At 43.8% G+C, this 18,708-nt stretch carries 19 protein-coding genes and 1 other RNA gene; 13 read left to right on the top strand and 7 right to left on the bottom strand.

Annotated features, from left to right (window positions below):
- Nucleotides 1-245 precede the first annotated feature (245 nt).
- Nucleotides 246-1,184, bottom strand: a complete 939-nt coding sequence (gene cysK / locus HPC40_RS07095) for a cysteine synthase A (protein ID WP_208118797.1) — start codon at nucleotides 1,182-1,184, stop codon at nucleotides 246-248.
- Between the two features lie 198 nt (nucleotides 1,185-1,382).
- Here cysK and hutW point away from each other — a divergent pair, with 198 nt between their 5' ends.
- Nucleotides 1,383-3,197: a heme anaerobic degradation radical SAM methyltransferase ChuW/HutW gene (gene hutW / locus HPC40_RS07090; protein ID WP_208118796.1), complete on the top strand. Its 1,815-nt coding sequence runs from the start codon at nucleotides 1,383-1,385 to the stop codon at nucleotides 3,195-3,197.
- A 1-nt stretch (nucleotide 3,198) separates the two neighbouring features.
- Nucleotides 3,199-3,819 carry an NAD(P)-dependent oxidoreductase gene (locus HPC40_RS07085; RefSeq protein ID WP_208118795.1) on the top strand — a complete coding sequence of 207 codons (621 nt, stop codon included), beginning with the start codon at nucleotides 3,199-3,201 and terminating at the stop codon, nucleotides 3,817-3,819.
- 14 nt (nucleotides 3,820-3,833) lie between these two features.
- Here the strand turns inward: HPC40_RS07085 and cysZ are convergent, their stop codons facing one another.
- Nucleotides 3,834-4,634, bottom strand: a complete 801-nt coding sequence (gene cysZ / locus HPC40_RS07080; RefSeq protein WP_208118794.1) for a sulfate transporter CysZ — start codon at nucleotides 4,632-4,634, stop codon at nucleotides 3,834-3,836.
- Nucleotides 4,635-4,844: 210 nt separating this feature from the next.
- Here cysZ and zipA point away from each other — a divergent pair, with 210 nt between their 5' ends.
- Both zipA and ligA read left to right on the top strand, forming a co-directional pair.
- Nucleotides 4,845-5,831 carry a cell division protein ZipA gene (gene zipA / locus HPC40_RS07075; RefSeq protein WP_208118793.1) on the top strand — a complete coding sequence of 329 codons (987 nt, stop codon included), beginning with the start codon at nucleotides 4,845-4,847 and terminating at the stop codon, nucleotides 5,829-5,831.
- A 45-nt stretch (nucleotides 5,832-5,876) separates the two neighbouring features.
- The gene (gene ligA / locus HPC40_RS07070) at nucleotides 5,877-7,886 is read left to right on the top strand and encodes an NAD-dependent DNA ligase LigA (protein WP_208118792.1); all 2,010 of its coding nucleotides are present in this window, start codon (nucleotides 5,877-5,879) and stop codon (nucleotides 7,884-7,886) included.
- On the opposite strand, the gene HPC40_RS07065 is transcribed toward ligA, so the two are convergent.
- The 3 genes from HPC40_RS07065 to HPC40_RS07055 form a co-directional block, all read right to left on the bottom strand.
- Nucleotides 7,883-8,452: a 5-formyltetrahydrofolate cyclo-ligase gene (locus HPC40_RS07065; protein WP_208118791.1), complete on the bottom strand. Its 570-nt coding sequence runs from the start codon at nucleotides 8,450-8,452 to the stop codon at nucleotides 7,883-7,885. The genes ligA and HPC40_RS07065 overlap by 4 nt on opposite strands.
- A 15-nt stretch (nucleotides 8,453-8,467) precedes the next feature.
- Nucleotides 8,468-8,649: non-coding RNA, 6S RNA (gene ssrS, locus HPC40_RS07060), on the bottom strand.
- Between the two features lie 99 nt (nucleotides 8,650-8,748).
- A complete protein-coding gene (locus tag HPC40_RS07055) occupies nucleotides 8,749-9,039 on the bottom strand; it encodes a cell division protein ZapA (protein ID WP_208118790.1) in 291 nt (96 codons plus the stop codon).
- A gap of 129 nt (nucleotides 9,040-9,168) precedes the next feature.
- Between HPC40_RS07055 and HPC40_RS07050 the strand changes: the two genes are divergently transcribed.
- The 9 genes from HPC40_RS07050 (at nucleotide 9,169) to rplS (ending at nucleotide 16,995) form a co-directional block, all read left to right on the top strand.
- Nucleotides 9,169-9,717 carry a UPF0149 family protein gene (locus HPC40_RS07050; RefSeq protein WP_208118789.1) on the top strand — a complete coding sequence of 183 codons (549 nt, stop codon included), beginning with the start codon at nucleotides 9,169-9,171 and terminating at the stop codon, nucleotides 9,715-9,717.
- A 9-nt stretch (nucleotides 9,718-9,726) separates the two neighbouring features.
- Entirely contained in the window at nucleotides 9,727-11,067 is a 1,341-nt protein-coding gene (gene pepP / locus HPC40_RS07045) for a Xaa-Pro aminopeptidase (protein WP_208118788.1), read from the top strand.
- Nucleotides 11,064-12,266, top strand: coding sequence for a 2-octaprenyl-6-methoxyphenyl hydroxylase (gene ubiH / locus HPC40_RS07040; RefSeq protein ID WP_208118787.1), 1,203 nt, complete (start codon nucleotides 11,064-11,066; stop codon nucleotides 12,264-12,266). Before pepP ends, ubiH begins: the two co-directional genes overlap by 4 nt.
- Complete coding sequence (locus tag HPC40_RS07035; RefSeq protein ID WP_208118786.1) at nucleotides 12,263-13,489, top strand: FAD-dependent monooxygenase; 1,227 nt, start codon at nucleotides 12,263-12,265, stop codon at nucleotides 13,487-13,489. Before ubiH ends, HPC40_RS07035 begins: the two co-directional genes overlap by 4 nt.
- 55 nt (nucleotides 13,490-13,544) lie before the next feature.
- Nucleotides 13,545-14,906: a sodium-dependent transporter gene (locus HPC40_RS07030; RefSeq protein ID WP_208118785.1), complete on the top strand. Its 1,362-nt coding sequence runs from the start codon at nucleotides 13,545-13,547 to the stop codon at nucleotides 14,904-14,906.
- A 165-nt stretch (nucleotides 14,907-15,071) separates the two neighbouring features.
- The gene (gene rpsP / locus HPC40_RS07025) at nucleotides 15,072-15,320 is read left to right on the top strand and encodes a 30S ribosomal protein S16 (RefSeq protein WP_208118784.1); all 249 of its coding nucleotides are present in this window, start codon (nucleotides 15,072-15,074) and stop codon (nucleotides 15,318-15,320) included.
- Between the two features lie 17 nt (nucleotides 15,321-15,337).
- Nucleotides 15,338-15,862, top strand: a complete 525-nt coding sequence (rimM, locus tag HPC40_RS07020; RefSeq protein WP_208118783.1) for a ribosome maturation factor RimM — start codon at nucleotides 15,338-15,340, stop codon at nucleotides 15,860-15,862.
- A 16-nt stretch (nucleotides 15,863-15,878) separates the two neighbouring features.
- Nucleotides 15,879-16,613 (top strand): tRNA (guanosine(37)-N1)-methyltransferase TrmD, encoded by a 735-nt coding sequence (gene trmD, locus HPC40_RS07015; RefSeq protein WP_208118782.1) that lies wholly within the window; start codon nucleotides 15,879-15,881, stop codon nucleotides 16,611-16,613.
- A gap of 34 nt (nucleotides 16,614-16,647) precedes the next feature.
- Nucleotides 16,648-16,995 (top strand): 50S ribosomal protein L19, encoded by a 348-nt coding sequence (gene rplS, locus HPC40_RS07010; RefSeq protein WP_208118781.1) that lies wholly within the window; start codon nucleotides 16,648-16,650, stop codon nucleotides 16,993-16,995.
- Nucleotides 16,996-17,070: 75 nt separating this feature from the next.
- On the opposite strand, the gene HPC40_RS07005 is transcribed toward rplS, so the two are convergent.
- Together HPC40_RS07005 and HPC40_RS07000 are read right to left on the bottom strand one after the other, a co-directional pair.
- On the bottom strand, nucleotides 17,071-17,601 hold the full coding sequence (locus HPC40_RS07005; RefSeq protein WP_208118780.1) for an HNH endonuclease: 531 nt from the start codon (nucleotides 17,599-17,601) through the stop codon (nucleotides 17,071-17,073).
- Between the two features lie 211 nt (nucleotides 17,602-17,812).
- The gene (locus tag HPC40_RS07000; protein ID WP_208118779.1) at nucleotides 17,813-18,481 is read right to left on the bottom strand and encodes a TfoX/Sxy family DNA transformation protein; all 669 of its coding nucleotides are present in this window, start codon (nucleotides 18,479-18,481) and stop codon (nucleotides 17,813-17,815) included.
- Nucleotides 18,482-18,708 lie beyond the last annotated feature (227 nt).

Genomic DNA, 18,708 nt, shown 5'->3' with positions numbered 1-18,708 from the left:
AATTTTAAAATTAATGTAATAAAAAACGTGATCTAAATCACATTTTTATGTATAATGTCCTCAACAAAATAAGAGAGGTACATTATGGCTAAGAAAACAAAAACAATTTTCGCACAAATTGCGTCATTAGCAGTCGCTTTTACTCTAACATTAGGCGTGACAGCAATTAGCGTAACACAATACATTAACTAATATTGAGATGTATAAAAAAACCCGCCACAAGCGGGTTTTTCTGTTTCTGAAGATTAAATACCGTCAAAAAGTGCGGTGCTGAGATAACGCTCAGAGGCTGACGGTAACACGGCAACAATCACTTTATCAGCAAATTCAGGTAATTTTGCCAACCGATCGGCGGCGGCAACGGCTGCACCTGATGAGATCCCTACCAAAATTCCTTCTTTTGCCATTAATTTGCGCGCGGTCTCAAGTGCGGTTTCGCTATCGACTTGCTCAACACGATCAATCAATGATAAATCAAGATTTTTTGGAATAAAGCCTGCACCAATGCCTTGAATTTTATGTGGACCAGGTTTTACCTCTTCGCCATTTAACGTTTGTGTTATCACTGGCGATTCCTTTGGTTCAACGGCAACAGAGAGAATGGCTTTACCAAAGTCTTGCTTGATTGCACGACTCACGCCTGTTATTGTGCCCCCTGTGCCAACACCTGCGACCAATACATCAATTTTGCCCTCACTGTCTTCCCAGATTTCAGGTCCCGTTGTTTGCTGATGAATCGCAGGATTGGCTGGATTTTCAAACTGTTTGAGCTGCACAAAGCGAGGATCAGAATTCGCAATATCTTGTGCTTTTTCAATCGCACCTTTCATCCCTTTTGCCGCTTCAGTCAGCACTAAGTTCACCCCCAACCCTTTCAATAAGCGTTTACGTTCTTCGCTCATGCTTTCTGGCATAGTTAAAGTAATAGGATAACCGCGTGCAGCGGCTACATACGCAAGTGCAATGCCCGTATTCCCACTCGTTGCATCCACAATCTCTTTGCCTTGCGTTAAAATGCCGTCTTTTTCCGCTTGCCAAACCATATTTGCACCAATGCGGCATTTCACACTAAAACTGGGATTGCGTGATTCAACTTTCACCAGTAGATTGCCATTGTGTCCAAAGTGCTTTAAACGCACTAATGGGGTATGCCCTATCGTTTGCGAGTTGTCATCATAAATCATAGAAACCTCCTTTATCTTATGTAAGCTCGAGCATACACTGCGGCAAGTCTTTCTACAACTCCGCGTGGTTATATCTTATAACGATTAGTTATGATAAAAAAAACAGTAATGAAAATTATTATTATTTTGATCTGTATCAAGCTATTACATAACTAGATTTGCTATAAAATGTCTCTTCTCTATTAATAACAATAATCTATGATTAATACACTTAACTGGAACAAACAACAAGCTCTCCCACATGCTTTTCCCGAACGCCAAGCATTAATGCCTATTTGGGGCGGCGAGTCAGTGCCACCATCACAGTGGCAAACCTTGTGGCGACAGAATATTGTCGATGCCGTCAATGGCGATGCGTTGGCATACTTGCATATTCCTTTTTGTGCTAGTCATTGCATTTTCTGCGGTTTTTATCGTAATCGCTGGCATGATGATCAAAGTGCGGTTTATACTGATCGTGTCATTGCGCAACTCCAATATGAAGCAGCACTTCGCACAGATACTGGAAAAATACGCGCCGTTTATTTTGGCGGCGGCACCCCCAGTGCATTGTTAACCAAAGACTTAGTCCGCTTAATTCGAGCCTGTTATGACTATCTTCCACTGAGTGAGGATTGTGAGTTTACAATCGAAGGGCGAATTAGCCATTTTGAAGTTGACAAAGCGAAAGCCTGTATTGATGCGGGGGCAAACCGCATTTCTATTGGTGTTCAGACCTTTAATTCCGCGTTACGCAAGCGTTTAGGCAGAAAGCACAGCGGAGAAGACGCACAAGCATATCTGGCTGCCTTAAGTCAATTAAATGCAGTGATCGTTGCCGATCTCATTTTTGGGCTACCTAACCAAACTGATGAGGTGTGGGCTCGCGATATTGCCATTGCAGCGCAATTACCCATTGCTGGCTTGGATATTTACGCATTTAATAATTACCAGCAACTGCCGATTAATCGCTTAATTGAACACGGCACTCTACCCAATCCTGCCAGTTTTGCCCAACAAAGTGTGCAGTATGCGTATGCCGTGGAGACCTTATGTCAGCAACATTGGCTGCAAGTGAGTAACAATCACTTTGCTTATCCTAATCGTGGCGAGAAAAATCGTTATAACACCCTAGTCAAGTCGAATATACCTTGCTTAGCCTTTGGTTCTGGTGCTGGTGGCAATCTGGGGCACTATCGTTACCAAATACACAGCGATTTAAATATGTATTTAACCAGCCCGATTGAAAGCGCACCACTATCATACTTTAGCCGCCACAACCAACATAAAACCCTGTTGGGCAACGTGCAATACAGCCTAGAACTCGGCTTTTTAGATGTGCATCTCTTTGCAGATAACATCAAAGCACAAGCCCTGTTATCAGACTGGCAGCAGCAAGGATTACTAGAATGCAATGACAACACAATTACACTTAATACCAGTGGACGTTACTGGTCGCCAACCTTAATTCGCAAATTAATGCTCACATTACCCAATAGAGATAAGGACAATCCTATGAAACAACCTTTAAATCAAACACAACAAACCGCACTTTGCCAATCACTCAAAGACAACCCAGGGCAAATTCTCGAAATGCTGGCAGGAATGAACCAATGTAGCCTTGAAGCAGTCATTGAATGCCTACCGCCAGAGATGGTGCTAAAAACAGGCGGTGAACGCTTTGTGGATATTATGCAAGCCATTGCAAATTGGAATGAAGAGGTTACATTTATTGTGCATACGCCCGATACCATCGCCGAAGTTACAGGCAAATTGCCAATGGGAAAAGTTGCGCGAGGATTTTATAACTTTGATCAACGTGCTCACGGGGCATTACATGGACATCTACGTTATGAAAACTGTGCAGCAATTTACCTGCTTGACCGCCCTTTTATGGGTAAACGCACCGTCGCATTAACCTTTATTAATCATCAAGGTGAAGCTATGTTTAAAATTTTTGCTGGGCGCGATGAAGCAGGTCAACTGAAAGCGCAGCAAATTGAAGCTATGCGCCAACTGATACAAGGTGCGTAAAATGATCGTTGTATTTGGTGCAAATGGAAAATTAGGACGTGAAATTTGTATTCACTTATCGGATCATGCCCTCACAGCCGCAGTGCGACGCCCCGTTACAGACGATATTTTTACTCGCCATAATATCCCCACTGTTTGTGCCGATGTCTTAGCGTTAGCACAATGTGAGCAATTAATTGCAACACTCCAACCTGAGATTGTTATCTCAACTGTGGGCGGAAAAAATAGCCAAGGCATTCGCAGTGATGATATTGGCAATATTAATATCATTAAAGCTGTCGAAAAATATGCCCCTACTGCCAAAATGGTCTTGGTAACCAGTTTAGGATGTGGCGATCAATGGCTGATGATGAGCCCAATGTTTCAGCGTGCGTTGGGTGAAGCCATTCAAGCAAAAACCACAGCGGAACACTATTTACAAAACAGTGCGTTGGATTGGTTAATTGTACGCCCCAGTGGATTAACAGATGGGGAAGATGAGGCTATCCAACTTCTCACCCATCTACCAGAAAAACACAGTGTTTATGTTAGCCGAAAAAGTGTTGCGCGCGGCATTGGCATGCTTTTAGCACAAGGTAAAACGAAAGGCATTTATTCCATTCTGAGTGCCACAAACGCCTAGAGCGTGCAGCAAGCTCACGGCTGAACAGTCCTGCCCGCGTGTGTTTGTACCGCACTTTGTGTTTTATTATCGTCCAATAACTGTGGGCGATAGTGATCGACCCAAAGTGCGGTCGCACCACATACCGCAACAGGAATAATGATGAAATTTAAAAACGGCACAAATGTGCAAAGTGATACCAAGCCTCCAAATGTAACTGTCAGCGCACGCTTTTCCGCTAATTGATAACGCATTTTCATAAAGCTAATTTTGTGGTTATCAAAAGGATAATCACAATATTGGATAGCCGCCATCCACGCCCCATACAGAAAAAATAACGGCGGCACAACAGTTTGCCCAACACCAGGGACAAAACTGAGCACAAATAACCCCAAAAATTTGGGAAAGGAATAAACAAATTTCTGCCATTCACGTTTTACAATGCGTGGTGTATCTTTCACCAAATCCAACATCCCTGCATCATTGAGCGTTTCCCCCGTGAGCATCAGCTCTACTTTTTCTGCTAAAATGCCGTTAAACGGTGCGGCAATAAAGCCTGCTAGCAGATTAAAAATAAAGAAATAAATCACCAAAAGGGTCACCACCGCCAAGGCATAAATAACATAACTCAGCCAATCTAACCAGGTCGGCACAAAACTTATCGCCCACTGCGCAAAATCCCCAACCTGCCCCATCATTAGCCAAAAAACGGCAACTAGCAACACGATATTAATCACAATAGGCATCACCACAAAACGGCGTAGCCCCTTTTGCGTAATCAATCGCCAACCTTGTAAAAAATACGCTAATCCTTGTTTGTATTCTGATGTAAACATAACAATCTCAATAAATGCAAATGGGCTAACTATAAGGCAGCACTTTGAAGAATGCAAATTTTGCACAATGTGTCCACAATTGTGCCAAGTGCATAGTCCAAGCATAAAAAATATGATAAGCTAACAACTATCTTTGCTTGTAAGATGAGTGCAAAGTGCGGTCGTCTGTGGCGTCAAATCCTTGATTAATGTACATAAAATAGGTGCAAAATGGATTTACATATTATTTTAATCATTTTTATCGTATTGATTGTGGCTGTGTTATTGATTCATGGGATATGGTCCAGCCAGCGAGAAAAATCACAATTGTTTAAATCAGCGAAAACCTTCACCCATGATTCGCGCGTGCAAAATAACGATATTTTAGATCTCAACACGCCATCACAAGCACCTTCCCCTTCGCCACAACGTACCGCCGATGTGCAAAGTGCGGTGGAAGAACAAACAAGCCCATTGACACATACCGCACAAGCGGTGGAAAAAATCCGCATTACGTTGCCAGATCAAGACCAAACACGACATGAACCTGCGGAGAATGTTAAACCAACGCTATCGCGCTCAAGTTTATTAAATAAAAGTATTGCGGAAATCGAACAGCAGGCCGACAGTGAATATGGTATCACTATCACATCGCCTGAAGATCGTGCTGCACTCGCTGAACGTGCTGCACAGTTACCTAAAATTAATGATTTACAAGGGCAATCTAGCCCGCCTTCTATTCAAGAGACTCCCCATATTCCGACAGAAACACGTGTTGAACCAACACCTGAGAAAAAAGAAGAGCCGAAAAAAGCGGCACCAAGCGACACCATTATTTTTTATATTGTGCCGAAACATACTGGCGTATTTAAAGGCGTTGACATTGTTCAATCGTTGGAAAGTTTAGGTTTTAGCTATGGTGAGGGGAATCTATTCCATCGTCATTTCCAGCTGCAAGATACCACTAGTCCCATTATCTTTAGTGCAGCTAATATGTATCAACCAGGCATATTTGATCTTGCCAACATCAACGATTTCACATCGCAAGGTTTAATTGTGTTTATGACATTACCAACCCATGGCAACAATTTAGCCAATTTCCGCTTGTTACTGCACAGTGTCAAAACGCTCTCCGATGATTTACACGGTGATGTGCTTGATGTGCATCGAATGCCGTTTAACGAACAATCTAAAGCGGACTATCTCGCCTTGTTGTAATAACCGAGACCGCACTTTTAAAGTGCGGTTTTTCATGGAAGACTTATGAGCATTGAATCCCAACTTGCCAACCTGCGCGCCACATTGCGCCAATATGAATATGAATACCATGTCTTAGATGCACCCAGCGTGCCTGACAGCGAATACGACAAATTACTGAATCAACTCAAAGCATTAGAAGCACAACATCCTACGCTGATCACGCCTGACTCGCCAACACAACGCGTTGGAGCCAAACCTTTATCGGGTTTTCAGCAAGTGGTGCACGAACTGCCGATGCTCTCTCTTGATAACGCCTTTTCTGATGAAGATGTATTCGCCTTTATCAATCGCGTGCAAGAGCGTCTTGGCGTGAACCGCACTTTAACATTTTGCTGTGAACCCAAGCTTGATGGCTTAGCCGTCAGTATTTTATATGAGCAAGGCAAATTGGTGCAGGCCGCCACCCGTGGCGACGGCACCACAGGAGAAGACATCACCGCCAATATACGTACTATTCGCAGCATTCCATTGCAATTATTAGGCTCAGCGATTCCCCCAAGATTAGAAGTGCGGGGAGAAGTTTTCATGCCACATAAAGGCTTTGAACAATTAAACGAACAGGCTCTGCAACATGGGCAAAAACCATTTGCCAATCCACGCAATGCCGCTGCGGGATCATTGCGTCAGCTTGACCCCAAAATCACTCGCCAACGCCACTTGCATTTTAACGCATATAGCATTGGCATTTCAGATGGTGTGGCGTTGCCAAATACCCATTATGAACGTTTGCAGTGGCTGAAAACATTTGGCATCCCTATTAATCATGAAATTCGTGTATGTACTGGCAGCGATGCAGTATTCGCGTTTTATCGCGATATTGGCGAAAAACGTCAGCATTTAGGCTATGACATCGACGGCACGGTGTTAAAAATTAACGATATTGCCTTGCAAGAACAACTGGGCTTTGTAGCACGTGCGCCTCGCTGGGCGATCGCCTATAAATTCCCCGCACAAGAGCAATTAACGATTCTCAATGATGTTGAATTCCAAGTCGGGCGCACAGGCGCAATCACACCTGTTGCCAAATTAGAACCCGTATTTGTGGCGGGCGTAACCGTGAGTAATGCCACGCTACATAACGGTGATGAAATCGCTCGTCTTGGGCTTGCCATTGGGGATACCGTGATTGTGCGTCGTGCTGGAGATGTTATTCCACAAATCACAGGGATAGTGCCTGAAAAACGCCCTGCAAATGCACGCCCAATTGTTTTTCCAACCCATTGTCCTGTCTGTAACTCGGCGATTGTTCGCATTGAAGGCGAAGCCGTTGCACGTTGCACAGGCGGGCTATTTTGCGATGCACAACGCAAAGAAGCACTCAAACACTTTGTGTCACGCAAAGCGATGGATATTGACGGTGTAGGGGTAAAATTGATAGAACAGTTAATGGCAAAAGAACTTATTCATACGCCAGCCGATCTCTTTCGACTAGAGAAAACAACCTTAATGCGCCTTGAACGTATGGGGGAAAAATCCGCCCAAAATGCACTTGATAGTCTAGAAAGAGCGAAATCCACTACCCTGCCTCGTTTCATTTTTGCCCTTGGTATTCGTGATGTTGGCGAGGCAACCGCACTTAATCTTGCGAATCATTTCAAAACGTTAGAAGCTATTCGCACCGCCAATGAAGAGCAACTCAAAGCTGTACCCGATATTGGCGAGGTGGTTGCAAAACGGATTGTTTTATTCTGGCAGGAAGCGCATAACGTTGCCGTTGTCGATGATCTTCTCGCGCAAGGCATTCATTGGGCAGCCATCACTGAACAAACCGTGGAAGATAATCCCTTTAATGGCAAAAGTGCGGTCTTAACTGGCACACTCAGTCAACTGACACGCGATCAAGCTAAAGCCTTGCTACAACAGCGTGGTGCGAAAGTCAGTGGCAGTATTTCCGCCAAAACCGATTTTCTGATCGCAGGTGAAAAGGCGGGTTCAAAACTGGCTAAAGCTGAAAGTTTAGGGGTAAAAATCTTAAGCGAAGCTGAATTTCTGGCTCTCGTAGAACAGACCTAAATCACAATCATCGACGCCAGTGGAACATCCCATACTTCCACTGGTAAGCGTTCCACGCGTTGGCAACGATGCGCCAGCCCGACGGGTAAAAAGCCTTTTTCCTGCCAATTATGCAAAGTGCGGTCATAAAAACCGCCCCCCATCCCGAGACGGTTGCCTTCATCATCAAATGCCACTAATGGCGTAAACAAAATATCAATCTGCTGCAATGGCACCAGTGCACTAACATCCAACTGAGGCTCTAAAATGCCAAAACGATTAGGCACAAGCTGACTATGACGTTCGAGCTTGAAAAACTGCAAATGCCCTTTGCAAAAAGCATGCAAACGTGGCAAGCATACTGTGTAATGACGTTTAAGCAGCGCATCAATTAAAAGTGCGGTTGCCACTTCCCCGTCAAAATCAAGATAAAGCGCAATCGTGTTCGCGTTATGTTGCTGAATAAATGTAAGAGCTTGTTCACATAGTGCTTGCTCAGCTTGAGATTGCTCAACAGCGGAAAGTGAAAGGCGGCGTTGCCGCATAAGACGACGCAACTGCTGGCGTTGCTGTTTAGTGGTGTTCATTGACATATCATCATAAAAAAACCCGAGATGCCGTTGTGAATGTTCGGTCCTTGAACCCATCGGTTCAAGGGAGTCGGTCGTACCACTTTTAGGCTTCTCAGTAAACTGAGCATGCTCACCAGTGATGAGAGACAGACTCAAAGGTTTGTAAGTATCGGCTCAGGGACTTAATCCACTGACGCACACCTCAGGTGTTGTTTAATATAGTAACGAAGTTAGTCTAAATGTCTAGTATTACGCAATCGTTATGCAACGACTTGCTTATTTTCAACACAAAACTTGTCCAGTTTCTGATCTTAATCAAGTTTTGTCAGTGCCTGATTTAAATTTGCATCAAACTGCTCAAGTTTAGAAAAAATCACCTGTTGCTCGGCATTTTTCTGTTTTTCTTGCTCAAGCTCAAAACTTAAATTAAGAGCCACGATAGACAACACCCGATCAAGTTGTAAAATGCCGCTGCGTTCTTTAAATTCTGTCACACGCGTTTCTAAATGTTGTGCCGCTTCTTTGAGTGCAGCTTGCTTATCTTGCGGGCAGTTTAATCGTAAAACCTGACCAAAAATATGTAACTCAATATTTTCAGACATAGACGCTCCGTCGCTTGCTCAATGTTAAGTGCGTTTATTATGCCATAGACTCACAGATTTTAGGCAAATTTTTTTGGCTGTCTGGGCGTTGAGTGCTAAACTAACCACATCATTTTAGGAGCCTACATTATGTTAACGGATCAAGAATATCTTTACCTTGAACAACAATTTAATAGTAATCAAATTGCCTTAACGCCCTCAGAACTGCACGGATTTATCACAGGTATGATCTGCGGTAGAGTGCCAGAAGACCGTTGGCAAAGTTTACTTAATGATATGTATAACGATGGGCACGCCCTACCCACTCAACTGATGCGAACAATTACTGATATTCGCACACGCATTCAACAACAGTTAAAACAAAACGATGCGATGGATTTCCCGCTCTGGCTCGATCCGCGTGGCATTTTTCCGCATGCGCAATCCGCACTTTATTGGTCATCAACCTTTATGCTTGGTTTTGCACTTGGGCAATCTGAGTTTGAAACACATGGCGATCAAGTACAAGCTGCCATGCAAGATTTAAGCAGAATTGCCGCCACGCAATGTGTGCCCAATGAAGATGACCCACAAGAAGTGCAAACGATTATGGCAGACACCATAAAATATATGCAAGAAATCGTTGCATTTTTATACCATTTTTATCACAGTGACATCCCTTCTCGCACGATACACTAAGGCATTATTATGGATTTACGTTATCAAGCCGCCATTTCGGTAGACGAATTTCAGCATCGCCGCCAGATACTTGGCAAAAAATTGCAGGAAAACAGTGCGTTACTGGTGTTTAGTAATCAAGAGCAACGCCGCAATAGCACCAATATGTATCCTTTCCGCCAAGACAGTTATTTTTGGTATCTCACCGGCTTTAATGAGCCAGATAGTGCGCTGTTAATTCAGCATAAAGCAGGGAATGTTACCTCAACGTTATTTTTACGCCCCTCAGATCCGTTAATGGAAACCTGGAATGGGCGGCGTTTGGGCGTAAACAACGCACCCGACACATTACTGCTTGATGCGGCATTTTCTATTGATGACATAGCAACACAGCTTCCAAAACGTCTTTCAGGTGCAACCGCACTTTATCATGCCCCAGGCTTACAGCTATGGGGGGATGAGATTGAAAAGACCGCACTTTTCACAATGCGTGCACAAGCACGCCAAGGAATTCACGCCCCAAATACCTTAATTGACTGGCGTCCACTGCTGGATGAAATGCGCTTATTCAAGTCGCCAACAGAAATTGCCCTTATGCAACAAGCGGCGCAAATCACCGCACTTGGGCATCTTCGTGCCATGCAAGCCTGCCGCGCCAACCGCTTTGAATACGAGCTTGAACACGAGTTGCTACACGAATTCGCACGCTTTGGTGCACGTTTTCCGTCTTATAACAGCATTGTTGCCAGCGGTGAAAATGCCTGTATTTTGCACTACACCGAAAATGAAAGCCAACTGCGAGATGGCGATTTGGTCATGATTGACGCTGGTGCTGAATTTGCGATGTATGCGGGCGATATTAGCCGCACATTTCCTGTAAATGGTCGCTTTAGCCCTGAGCAACGTGCAATCTACGATATTGTGTTGCGCGCAGAAAAACGTGCTATTGAACTGTATGTGCCCGGCAACAGCATCAAACAAGCCAATTTGGAGGTGTTACGCATTATGCTTTCAGGCTTAATTGAGCTTGGCATTATTACAGGCGAGGTCGAACAATTGATCGCAGAAAAAGCCTATCTGCCGTTTTATATGCACGGGCTTGGGCATTGGCTTGGGCTTGATGTACACGATGTGGGTGATTACGGCACCGAACGAGACCGCACTTTTGAGCCTAATATGGTGCTAACCGTCGAACCTGGGCTATATTTAAGCGAAAAACTGGATATTCCTGAAAAATATAAAGGCATCGGGGTGCGTATTGAAGATAATATTTTGATCACGGAAACGGGCAACAAGATTTTAACCGCCGCCGTGCCAAAAGAGCCTGATGACATTGAACGCATCATGCAATCAAACGGTGAATGCCAATGAATCCAACACGACGATATGATGTTATTATCATCGGCGGGGCAATGAGTGGTGCAACGCTGGCACTCATGTTAGCCCAATGTGGGTTGCATGTTGCAGTAGCGGAAAAACACCTTCACCACGCACACCGCACTTATGGATTTGATGCACGTTGCATTGCGCTTTCTCACGGCTCCATGCAGTTACTCAACACCATTGGTGAACCGCCGCATTCATTATGGCAGGCCCTGCGTACACACACCACGCCAATTCAGCACATTCATATCTCGGATCGCGGACATTCAGGCATTGTCAACTTGCAGGCAAAACAGCTCAATCTCAGCGCACTCGGTGCTGTGGTCGCACTGGAGCAGATCGGCTCGGTATTAATGCAATTTATTCAACAAAATAGCAATATTGATTACATCGCGCCCGCAACCATTAGTGCCATTGACTACATGCCCAAAGGGGTAAATGTCGCGTTAGACGGCGATCTACAATTGCATACTCAACTGCTTGTCGCCGCTGACGGCACGCACTCTTATACGGCTCGCAGTGCAGGTATTGCGCTTGAAACGCTGACTGACTATCACCAAAGTGCGGTTATCGCAAATGTAAAGACAGAACTGCCACACCACAATTATGCCTATGAACGCTTCACTGCCAATGGTCCTGTGGCATTATTGCCTATGGCGGAGAACATTATGTCGCTCGTGTGGTGTGAACGCCCTGAACGTACACAACAGCTTATGGAATGTTGCGAACCCGATTTTTTACGCCAATTACAACACGCATTTGGCTGGCGGCTTGGCAAATTCAAACACGTTAGCCAACGCCATTGTTACCCATTAACATTACAAAAAGCACAACAGGTTAGTGCACAACGCTTAGTATTAGTGGGCAATGCGGCCCAAACCTTACACCCTATTGCGGGGCAAGGCTTTAATCTTGGTTTGCGTGACATTGCGCAATTGGCAAAAACATTGCAACGTGCCAAAACGCAAGGGCGTGATATCGGCGAAAGTGCGGTATTAGCCGAGTATACGCAAGCACGCAGTGCAGATAAAACACGCATAATGACCCTGACTGACGGATTACTTTCTATCTTTGCCAATGACCTTCCGCCATTTGCGATCATGCGAAATTTAGGGCTGGGCTGGCTGGCCTGCAACCGCACTTTGCGCCACACATTCATTAAACCAACATTGGGGTGGACATCATGAATAATGTCGATGTTATTATTGTAGGCGGTGGCATGGTCGGGCTGGCTTTAGCCGCAGCATTGAAACAAAGTGCGGTTAACATCGCCATTATTGAGCCGAATCCGCCCCAACATAATCATGATGAAATCAGCTTCCGCGTGAGTGCCTTAAACCTTGCGAGCCAAAAAATGTTACATCATTTTGGCGTATGGCAGGCGATTCGGCAACATCGTAGTTGCGCTTACACGCATATGGCCGTATGGGAAAAAGACAGCTTTGCGAAAATTCAGTTTGATTGTGCTGATCATGGGCTTGATCAACTCGGGCACATTGTTGAAAACGACATTATTCGCCATCACCTATGGCAAACCGTGCATTCACAAGCGAACGTCAACCTATTCACCCAGCCGATAAAACGGCTTCATTTGAGCGAGCAAGGCGCAGTTGCTACCCTTGAGAATGACGATATTTTACTGGCCAAATTGGTAGTCGGTGCTGATGGCGCAAACTCATGGGTGCGTCGCCAATGCGATATTCCGCTCACCTTTTCGGATTATCACCACAGTGCGTTGGTGTGCAATATTAAAACTGAACTGCCACACGAGCAGTGCGCACGCCAGCTCTTTAGTCACGACAGTATTTTAGCACTACTGCCTTTGCATGAACCGCACTTGTGCTCTATCGTATGGTCGCAACCACCAGAGCTTGCCGAACAACGTCTGGCACTTAGTGACAGTGAATTCAATAAAGCATTGACGGCGGCCAGTGATACCTGTTTGGGCTTGTGTAATGTTATCAGCGATCGCCGAACTATCCCACTTACCGCCCGCTTTGCGCGCAGTTTTGCCCAACAACGGGTGGCCCTGATTGGCGATGCCGCCCACACAATTCACCCGTTAGCAGGGCTTGGTGTCAACCTTGGCTTTATGGACGCACTCGCTTTGGCTGAGGAAATTGAGGCAAATATGCACGCACAGCGTGATATCGGTCAGCACGAAAATTTACGGCATTTCGAACGTTGGCGCAAGGCGGAAGCCACCCAATTATTATTAGCAATGCAGGGCTTTAAATCGTTATTTAATGGCAATCATCCTATCAAGCAACTGTTGCGAGGCGTGGGAATGAATATCACAGATCGCGTGCCTGTCGTGAAGCAACAGTTAATGCAGCACGCACTCGGGCTCGCGGGTGATTTGCCTAAAACTGTCCGTGAGATGCCTGTGGATGCCCTGATTTTTGAATAAACCGCACATTGGTTTTTCATTTACCGTAAAGTAATTTTTAGTTTGAGATAACACAATGACTGAACAACAACGACAAACATGGTCAAGTAAATTAACCTACATTTTAACCGTCGCTGGGGCAACAGTGGGATTTGGCGCAACGTGGCGTTTCCCTTATTTAGTTGGGCAAAATGGGGGCGGTGCGTATGTCTTTCTTTTTTGTATTGCCATGATTGTGATTGGCATTCCGATGATTTTAGTCGAAAATGTAATTGGTCGCCGCATTCGTGTGAATGCCGTAGACGCATTTTCAGGCAGCAGTAATGGTAAATCCATACCGCACTTTTGGCGTCTCGTCGGCTTAATGGGCATGGCGGGTGCATTTTGCATTATGGCATATTATATGGTGTTAGGGGGATGGGTCATCAATTACATCATCAGCCTTTTTGATGGCAGCCTTGATCTGTCCACCCCCCTCAATGGCACACAAACCAGTGCATTTTTTGAAACCAGTATTATGCAAAGCCCTTGGGCAATCACCCTTTACACGTTTTTATTTGTATTGATTAATTACGTTATTTTAGTCAAAGGGGTTATTGACGGGATTGAAAAATCGGTCAAATACTTAATGCCGCTGCTCTTCATCTTTCTACTTTGTATGGTCGTACGCAACATCACGCTGCCTGGTGCGTGGGAGGGCATTCGCTTTTATCTTGAACCTGATTTTTCCAAAATCACCCCTAAATTATTCGTCTTTGTGCTAGGGCAAGTCTTTTTTGCCTTAAGCCTCGGTTTTGGGGTTATCATCACCCTTTCAAGCTATTTAGATAAAGGTGAAAACCTCGTGCAAACCGCGATAATCACTGGCATTGTGAATACCATTATCGCTGTATTAGCAGGTTTTATGATTTTCCCATCACTCTTTACATTTGGCGTTGCACCAAATTCTGGTCCAACGTTAGTTTTCCAAAGTCTGCCGATTGTGTTTTCCAATATGTGGGCAAGCACTTTTTTTGCTATCATTTTTTTCTCATTATTATTGATCGCGGCACTCACCACCTCACTCACCATTTATGAAGTGATGATCACCGCCTTGCAAGAAAAAACCAAAATCAACCGTCGTTTGGCCATTTTATTTGTGCTTGGTGGCGTGTTTATTGCGGGCAATATCCCATCAATTTTAAGCTACGGCCCGTGGGAGAACGTGCGTATTTTCGGCAATAATATTTTTGATGCTTTCGATTATTTAAGCGGCAACATTCTCTTTATGCTGACCGCACTTGGCTGTGCACTCTTTGTCGGCTTTGTTATTGGTAACGAAGCAAAAGCTGAGCTACGCTTAGGCAACAATTCTCGCTTTGCAACATTATGGTTTAATTATGTCAAATTTATCGTGCCACTGGTGATTTTGCTGATTTTTATCAGTAATTTGCTGTAATAAAATAAAAGTGCGGTCTAACCGCACTTTTCCCCTTTAAAACTTGCTTTTTTGCCCAAAAAGAGTAAAATCTGACAGCTTTTCGTATCTTTATCTGTGCGAAAGGTGTGTTGCCCTTACCTTCGAATTAAGGGTTTTATTTTTACTATCAACTTAGAGGACGCTATGGTAACCATTCGTTTATCTCGTGGCGGAGCAAAAAAACGCCCATTTTATCAAGTAGTTGTAGCGGATAGCCGCTGCCCACGTGACGGTCGTTTTATCGAGCGCGTTGGATTTTTCAATCCATTAGCAGCCGGTAAAGCAGAACGTTTGCGTATCGATCTTGAGCGCATCAACGCGTGGCAAGAAAAAGGTGCAACTGTGTCAGAACGTGTTGCAACCTTGATTAAAGAAGCTCAACAAGCAGCTTAATCGAATAGAGCGTGGCAATGAATAAGCAAAACATCACCACCGTAGGCAAACTTGGTTCGACTTACGGCATCCGTGGATGGCTGCGCCTTTATTCGTCCACCGAACACATTGAAAGCATTTTTGATTACCAACCTTGGCATTTGTTAATCCAAGGGACATGGCAGCCCACAGAGCTGGAAAGCTGGCGCTATCATAAAAACGATCTGATTGTGAAACTCAAAGATATTGACGATCGTGAAACGGCACAACGTTTGACAAACGCACAAATTGGTGTTGATGCAGATAACTTCCCGCCATTGGAGGAAGGTTACTACTGGCACGATTTGATCGGCTGTCAAATGGTCAACCTGCAAGGCTATCAGCTAGGCTGTGTGACCGCGATGATGGAAACAGGTTCCAATGATGTTTTTGTGGTGAAAGCCAACATAAACGATGCTTTCGACAAACAAGAGCGGTTAATCCCGTATCTTGAAGAAACAGTAGTTAAAAGAGTCGATCTCACCACCAAAACGATTGAGGTGGATTGGGACGCTGGTTTCTAACCTCAGGCTGTGAGCGATGTGGATCGGAATTATTACGTTATTTCCCGAGATGTTTCACGCAATCACAGACTATGGCGTAACAGGCCGAGCGGTTAAACATAATTTGCTTGAGGTGCAGTGTTGGAATCCGCGGGATTTCACCTTTGACAAACATTCCACCGTGGACGATCGCCCCTACGGCGGTGGCCCTGGAATGTTGATGATGGTGCAACCCCTACGTGATGCCATTCATGCAGCCAAACAAGCCGCTGGTGAGGGGGTGAAAGTGATTTACCTCTCACCACAGGGGCGCAAACTCGACCAACGCGGCGTTGAGCAGCTGTCACAAAATCAGAAAATGATTTTGGTGTGCGGGCGCTACGAAGGCATTGATGAACGCGTGATTGACGCGGAAATCGATGAGGAGTGGTCGATTGGGGACTATGTCCTCACAGGTGGCGAACTGCCTGCAATGACATTAATTGATGCCGTTGCTCGGTTCGTGCCTGGAGTGCTAGGCAAACAAGCCTCGCGGGAGGAAGACTCTTTCGCTCAAGGCTTGCTAGATTGCCCACACTACACCCGCCCTGAAGTGCTAGATGGTGTAGCTGTACCTGAAGTATTATTATCGGGAAACCATGCGGAAATTCGCAAATGGCGATTAAAACAGTCATTGCACCGCACTTTAACCCGTCGCCCTGAGCTATTAGAAGGCCTAGCTCTGACTGACGAACAAAGCGTGCTGCTCGAGCAAATCAAGCAGCAAAAGTAAGATTCAGTTACATCTAGGAATAAAGGTATTTATTATGAGTAACATTATTAAACAACTTGAAGAAGAACAATTGAAAAAAGACGTGCCTAGCTTCCGTCCTGGTGACACTTTGGAAGTGAAGGTATGGGTAGTTGAAGGTAGTAAAAGACGTTTGCAAGCGTTCGAAGGCGTGGTTATCGCAGTTCGCAACCGCGGCTTGCATTCAGCGTTTACCCTACGCAAAATCTCTAACGGTGTGGGCGTTGAGCGTACATTCCAAACACACTCCCCTGTTATTGATAGCATCAGCGTGAAACGTAAAGGTGCGGTTCGTCAAGCCAAACTTTACTACTTACGTGAACGTAGCGGTAAATCAGCCCGTATTAAAGAGCGCTTAAACTAATAACCGCACTTTATACACTAATAAAGGCTTGGGAAACCAAGCCTTTTTATTAAATAGAATCTTCTATAATCTAAGCTAATTGTATTTCTTACGTCCAGCTTTAATTTTAGGTTGGTCGGGTTTTTCTGTAATAATGTTAACTTTCCGTATTTTTAGTCCTCGTTCTTTTCTCCAAATAATATACTCTTCCAATGTTTTGTTAGTTTTCTCATAGTTACATTTATGGCAAGCTAAGGATAAATTAGTCAAATTATGGCTACCTCCTCTTGATATAGGGGTCAAATGCTCTATTTGACCTTTCCCATTCAGAGGGACACCACAAAAACGACATTTATCTCCCAATAATTTTCTAAGAATAATAATATCTTGATAGTCATAACCCCCATCTGCACTATTAGATAAAACTTGCCTCCTTAATCTTTTTTCTAACACTATATCTGGATTGCTCCTTTCATAATTAGAGACATGTTTTGCCATACATTTTCTACATTGATTTCTATAACCTATTTTAATACTGCCATCAGATCTTACATTTTTATACTGCCCAAAATTATCTCGATTTTCTTCCTTATATTCACCACAATCCTTACATATTTTTATACCCATATTCTATCTCCTGCCTAATAAACTACTTGACATCGATTTTAAAAAATCGCTTAATTTTACAGCACAGCACAGCACAAGTACTTTGCAACTTTTTTATTTAACGCATAAAAAACACCTTATATTGCTATAAGGTGTTTTGATCTAAAATGCTAAAAATAGCAATCGGTTAAAATGCTAGTCTTTCATTTTTAATGAAAAGACACGCCGTTAACTAGTACGGTTTCTTAAATTTTTCTGCTCTCAAGCCATATTTTTCTAAAACACGGTTGAGTTCTTCAAATGCTTCTTTTTGCTGTTCTTCACTCAGCCAAAGAGTTGGGATGCTCAATAAAGCAGCATAAAGATTCCAAAAAAATTGTAAATTCACCAAAATCCCCGCTTGCCTCAATAAGGCATAGGCCTTCGCTGCACCTAATCGCTGTAAAGAGGCAACATTATTAATCCCAATTTTTGCCAATGGACGTTCGTGCTTAAAACTGAGATTGATAAGATCTTTAATTCGAGTCTTTTCTTTTAACGCAATTCGCTGTTTTTGCTGTTTTAATTGTGCAATTGACGCTTGAATAAGCTGCTTAAAAAGGGCGGCATTTTCCATAACACGCAATGGCAAACGGTAATAATCTTTTGATAACGCATAATTTGAGCTATCACTTGATGATAAGGCTCCAAGTGCGTTGAGCATCTCGGCTAGCTCTCCTTCTGCTCTAAGATGAAAAATTCCCGATTGTAAAATACCAAACATATATTCATCTTTGAAAAAGCCGTAGCCTGAAAATAGACTTTTAACAATTACACCATCAATAAGTGCGTCAATGTCTTTTTTCACTTGATCTAAGCGTTCATTAAGTAATTGTTGTTGCTGACTTAATGGATAAGGCATCAATACTCCTTTGTTTTCATTGATAAAAAATAAATTCGCCTCTATCTTAACCAAGATTTTTGTAAATTTAAAAAGGTGAATGTAAAAAATGTGAATCTCATTCCTAAAAAAATCAAAACAAGAGCAAAAATTTAATCAAAACAATACAATAAATTAACACAACAATGATTATTTTTTTATGTCTCCCATAGCCACCACAATATTGAAGCTATAAATATCAACATACA

The organism is Spirabiliibacterium falconis (assembly GCF_014885015.1).
In the GTDB taxonomy this organism is placed as follows: Bacteria; Pseudomonadota; Gammaproteobacteria; order Enterobacterales; family Pasteurellaceae; genus Spirabiliibacterium; species Spirabiliibacterium falconis.
The sequence above is the reverse complement of the archived record's forward strand: the minus strand, read 5'-3'. Positions and strand labels throughout refer to the sequence as shown.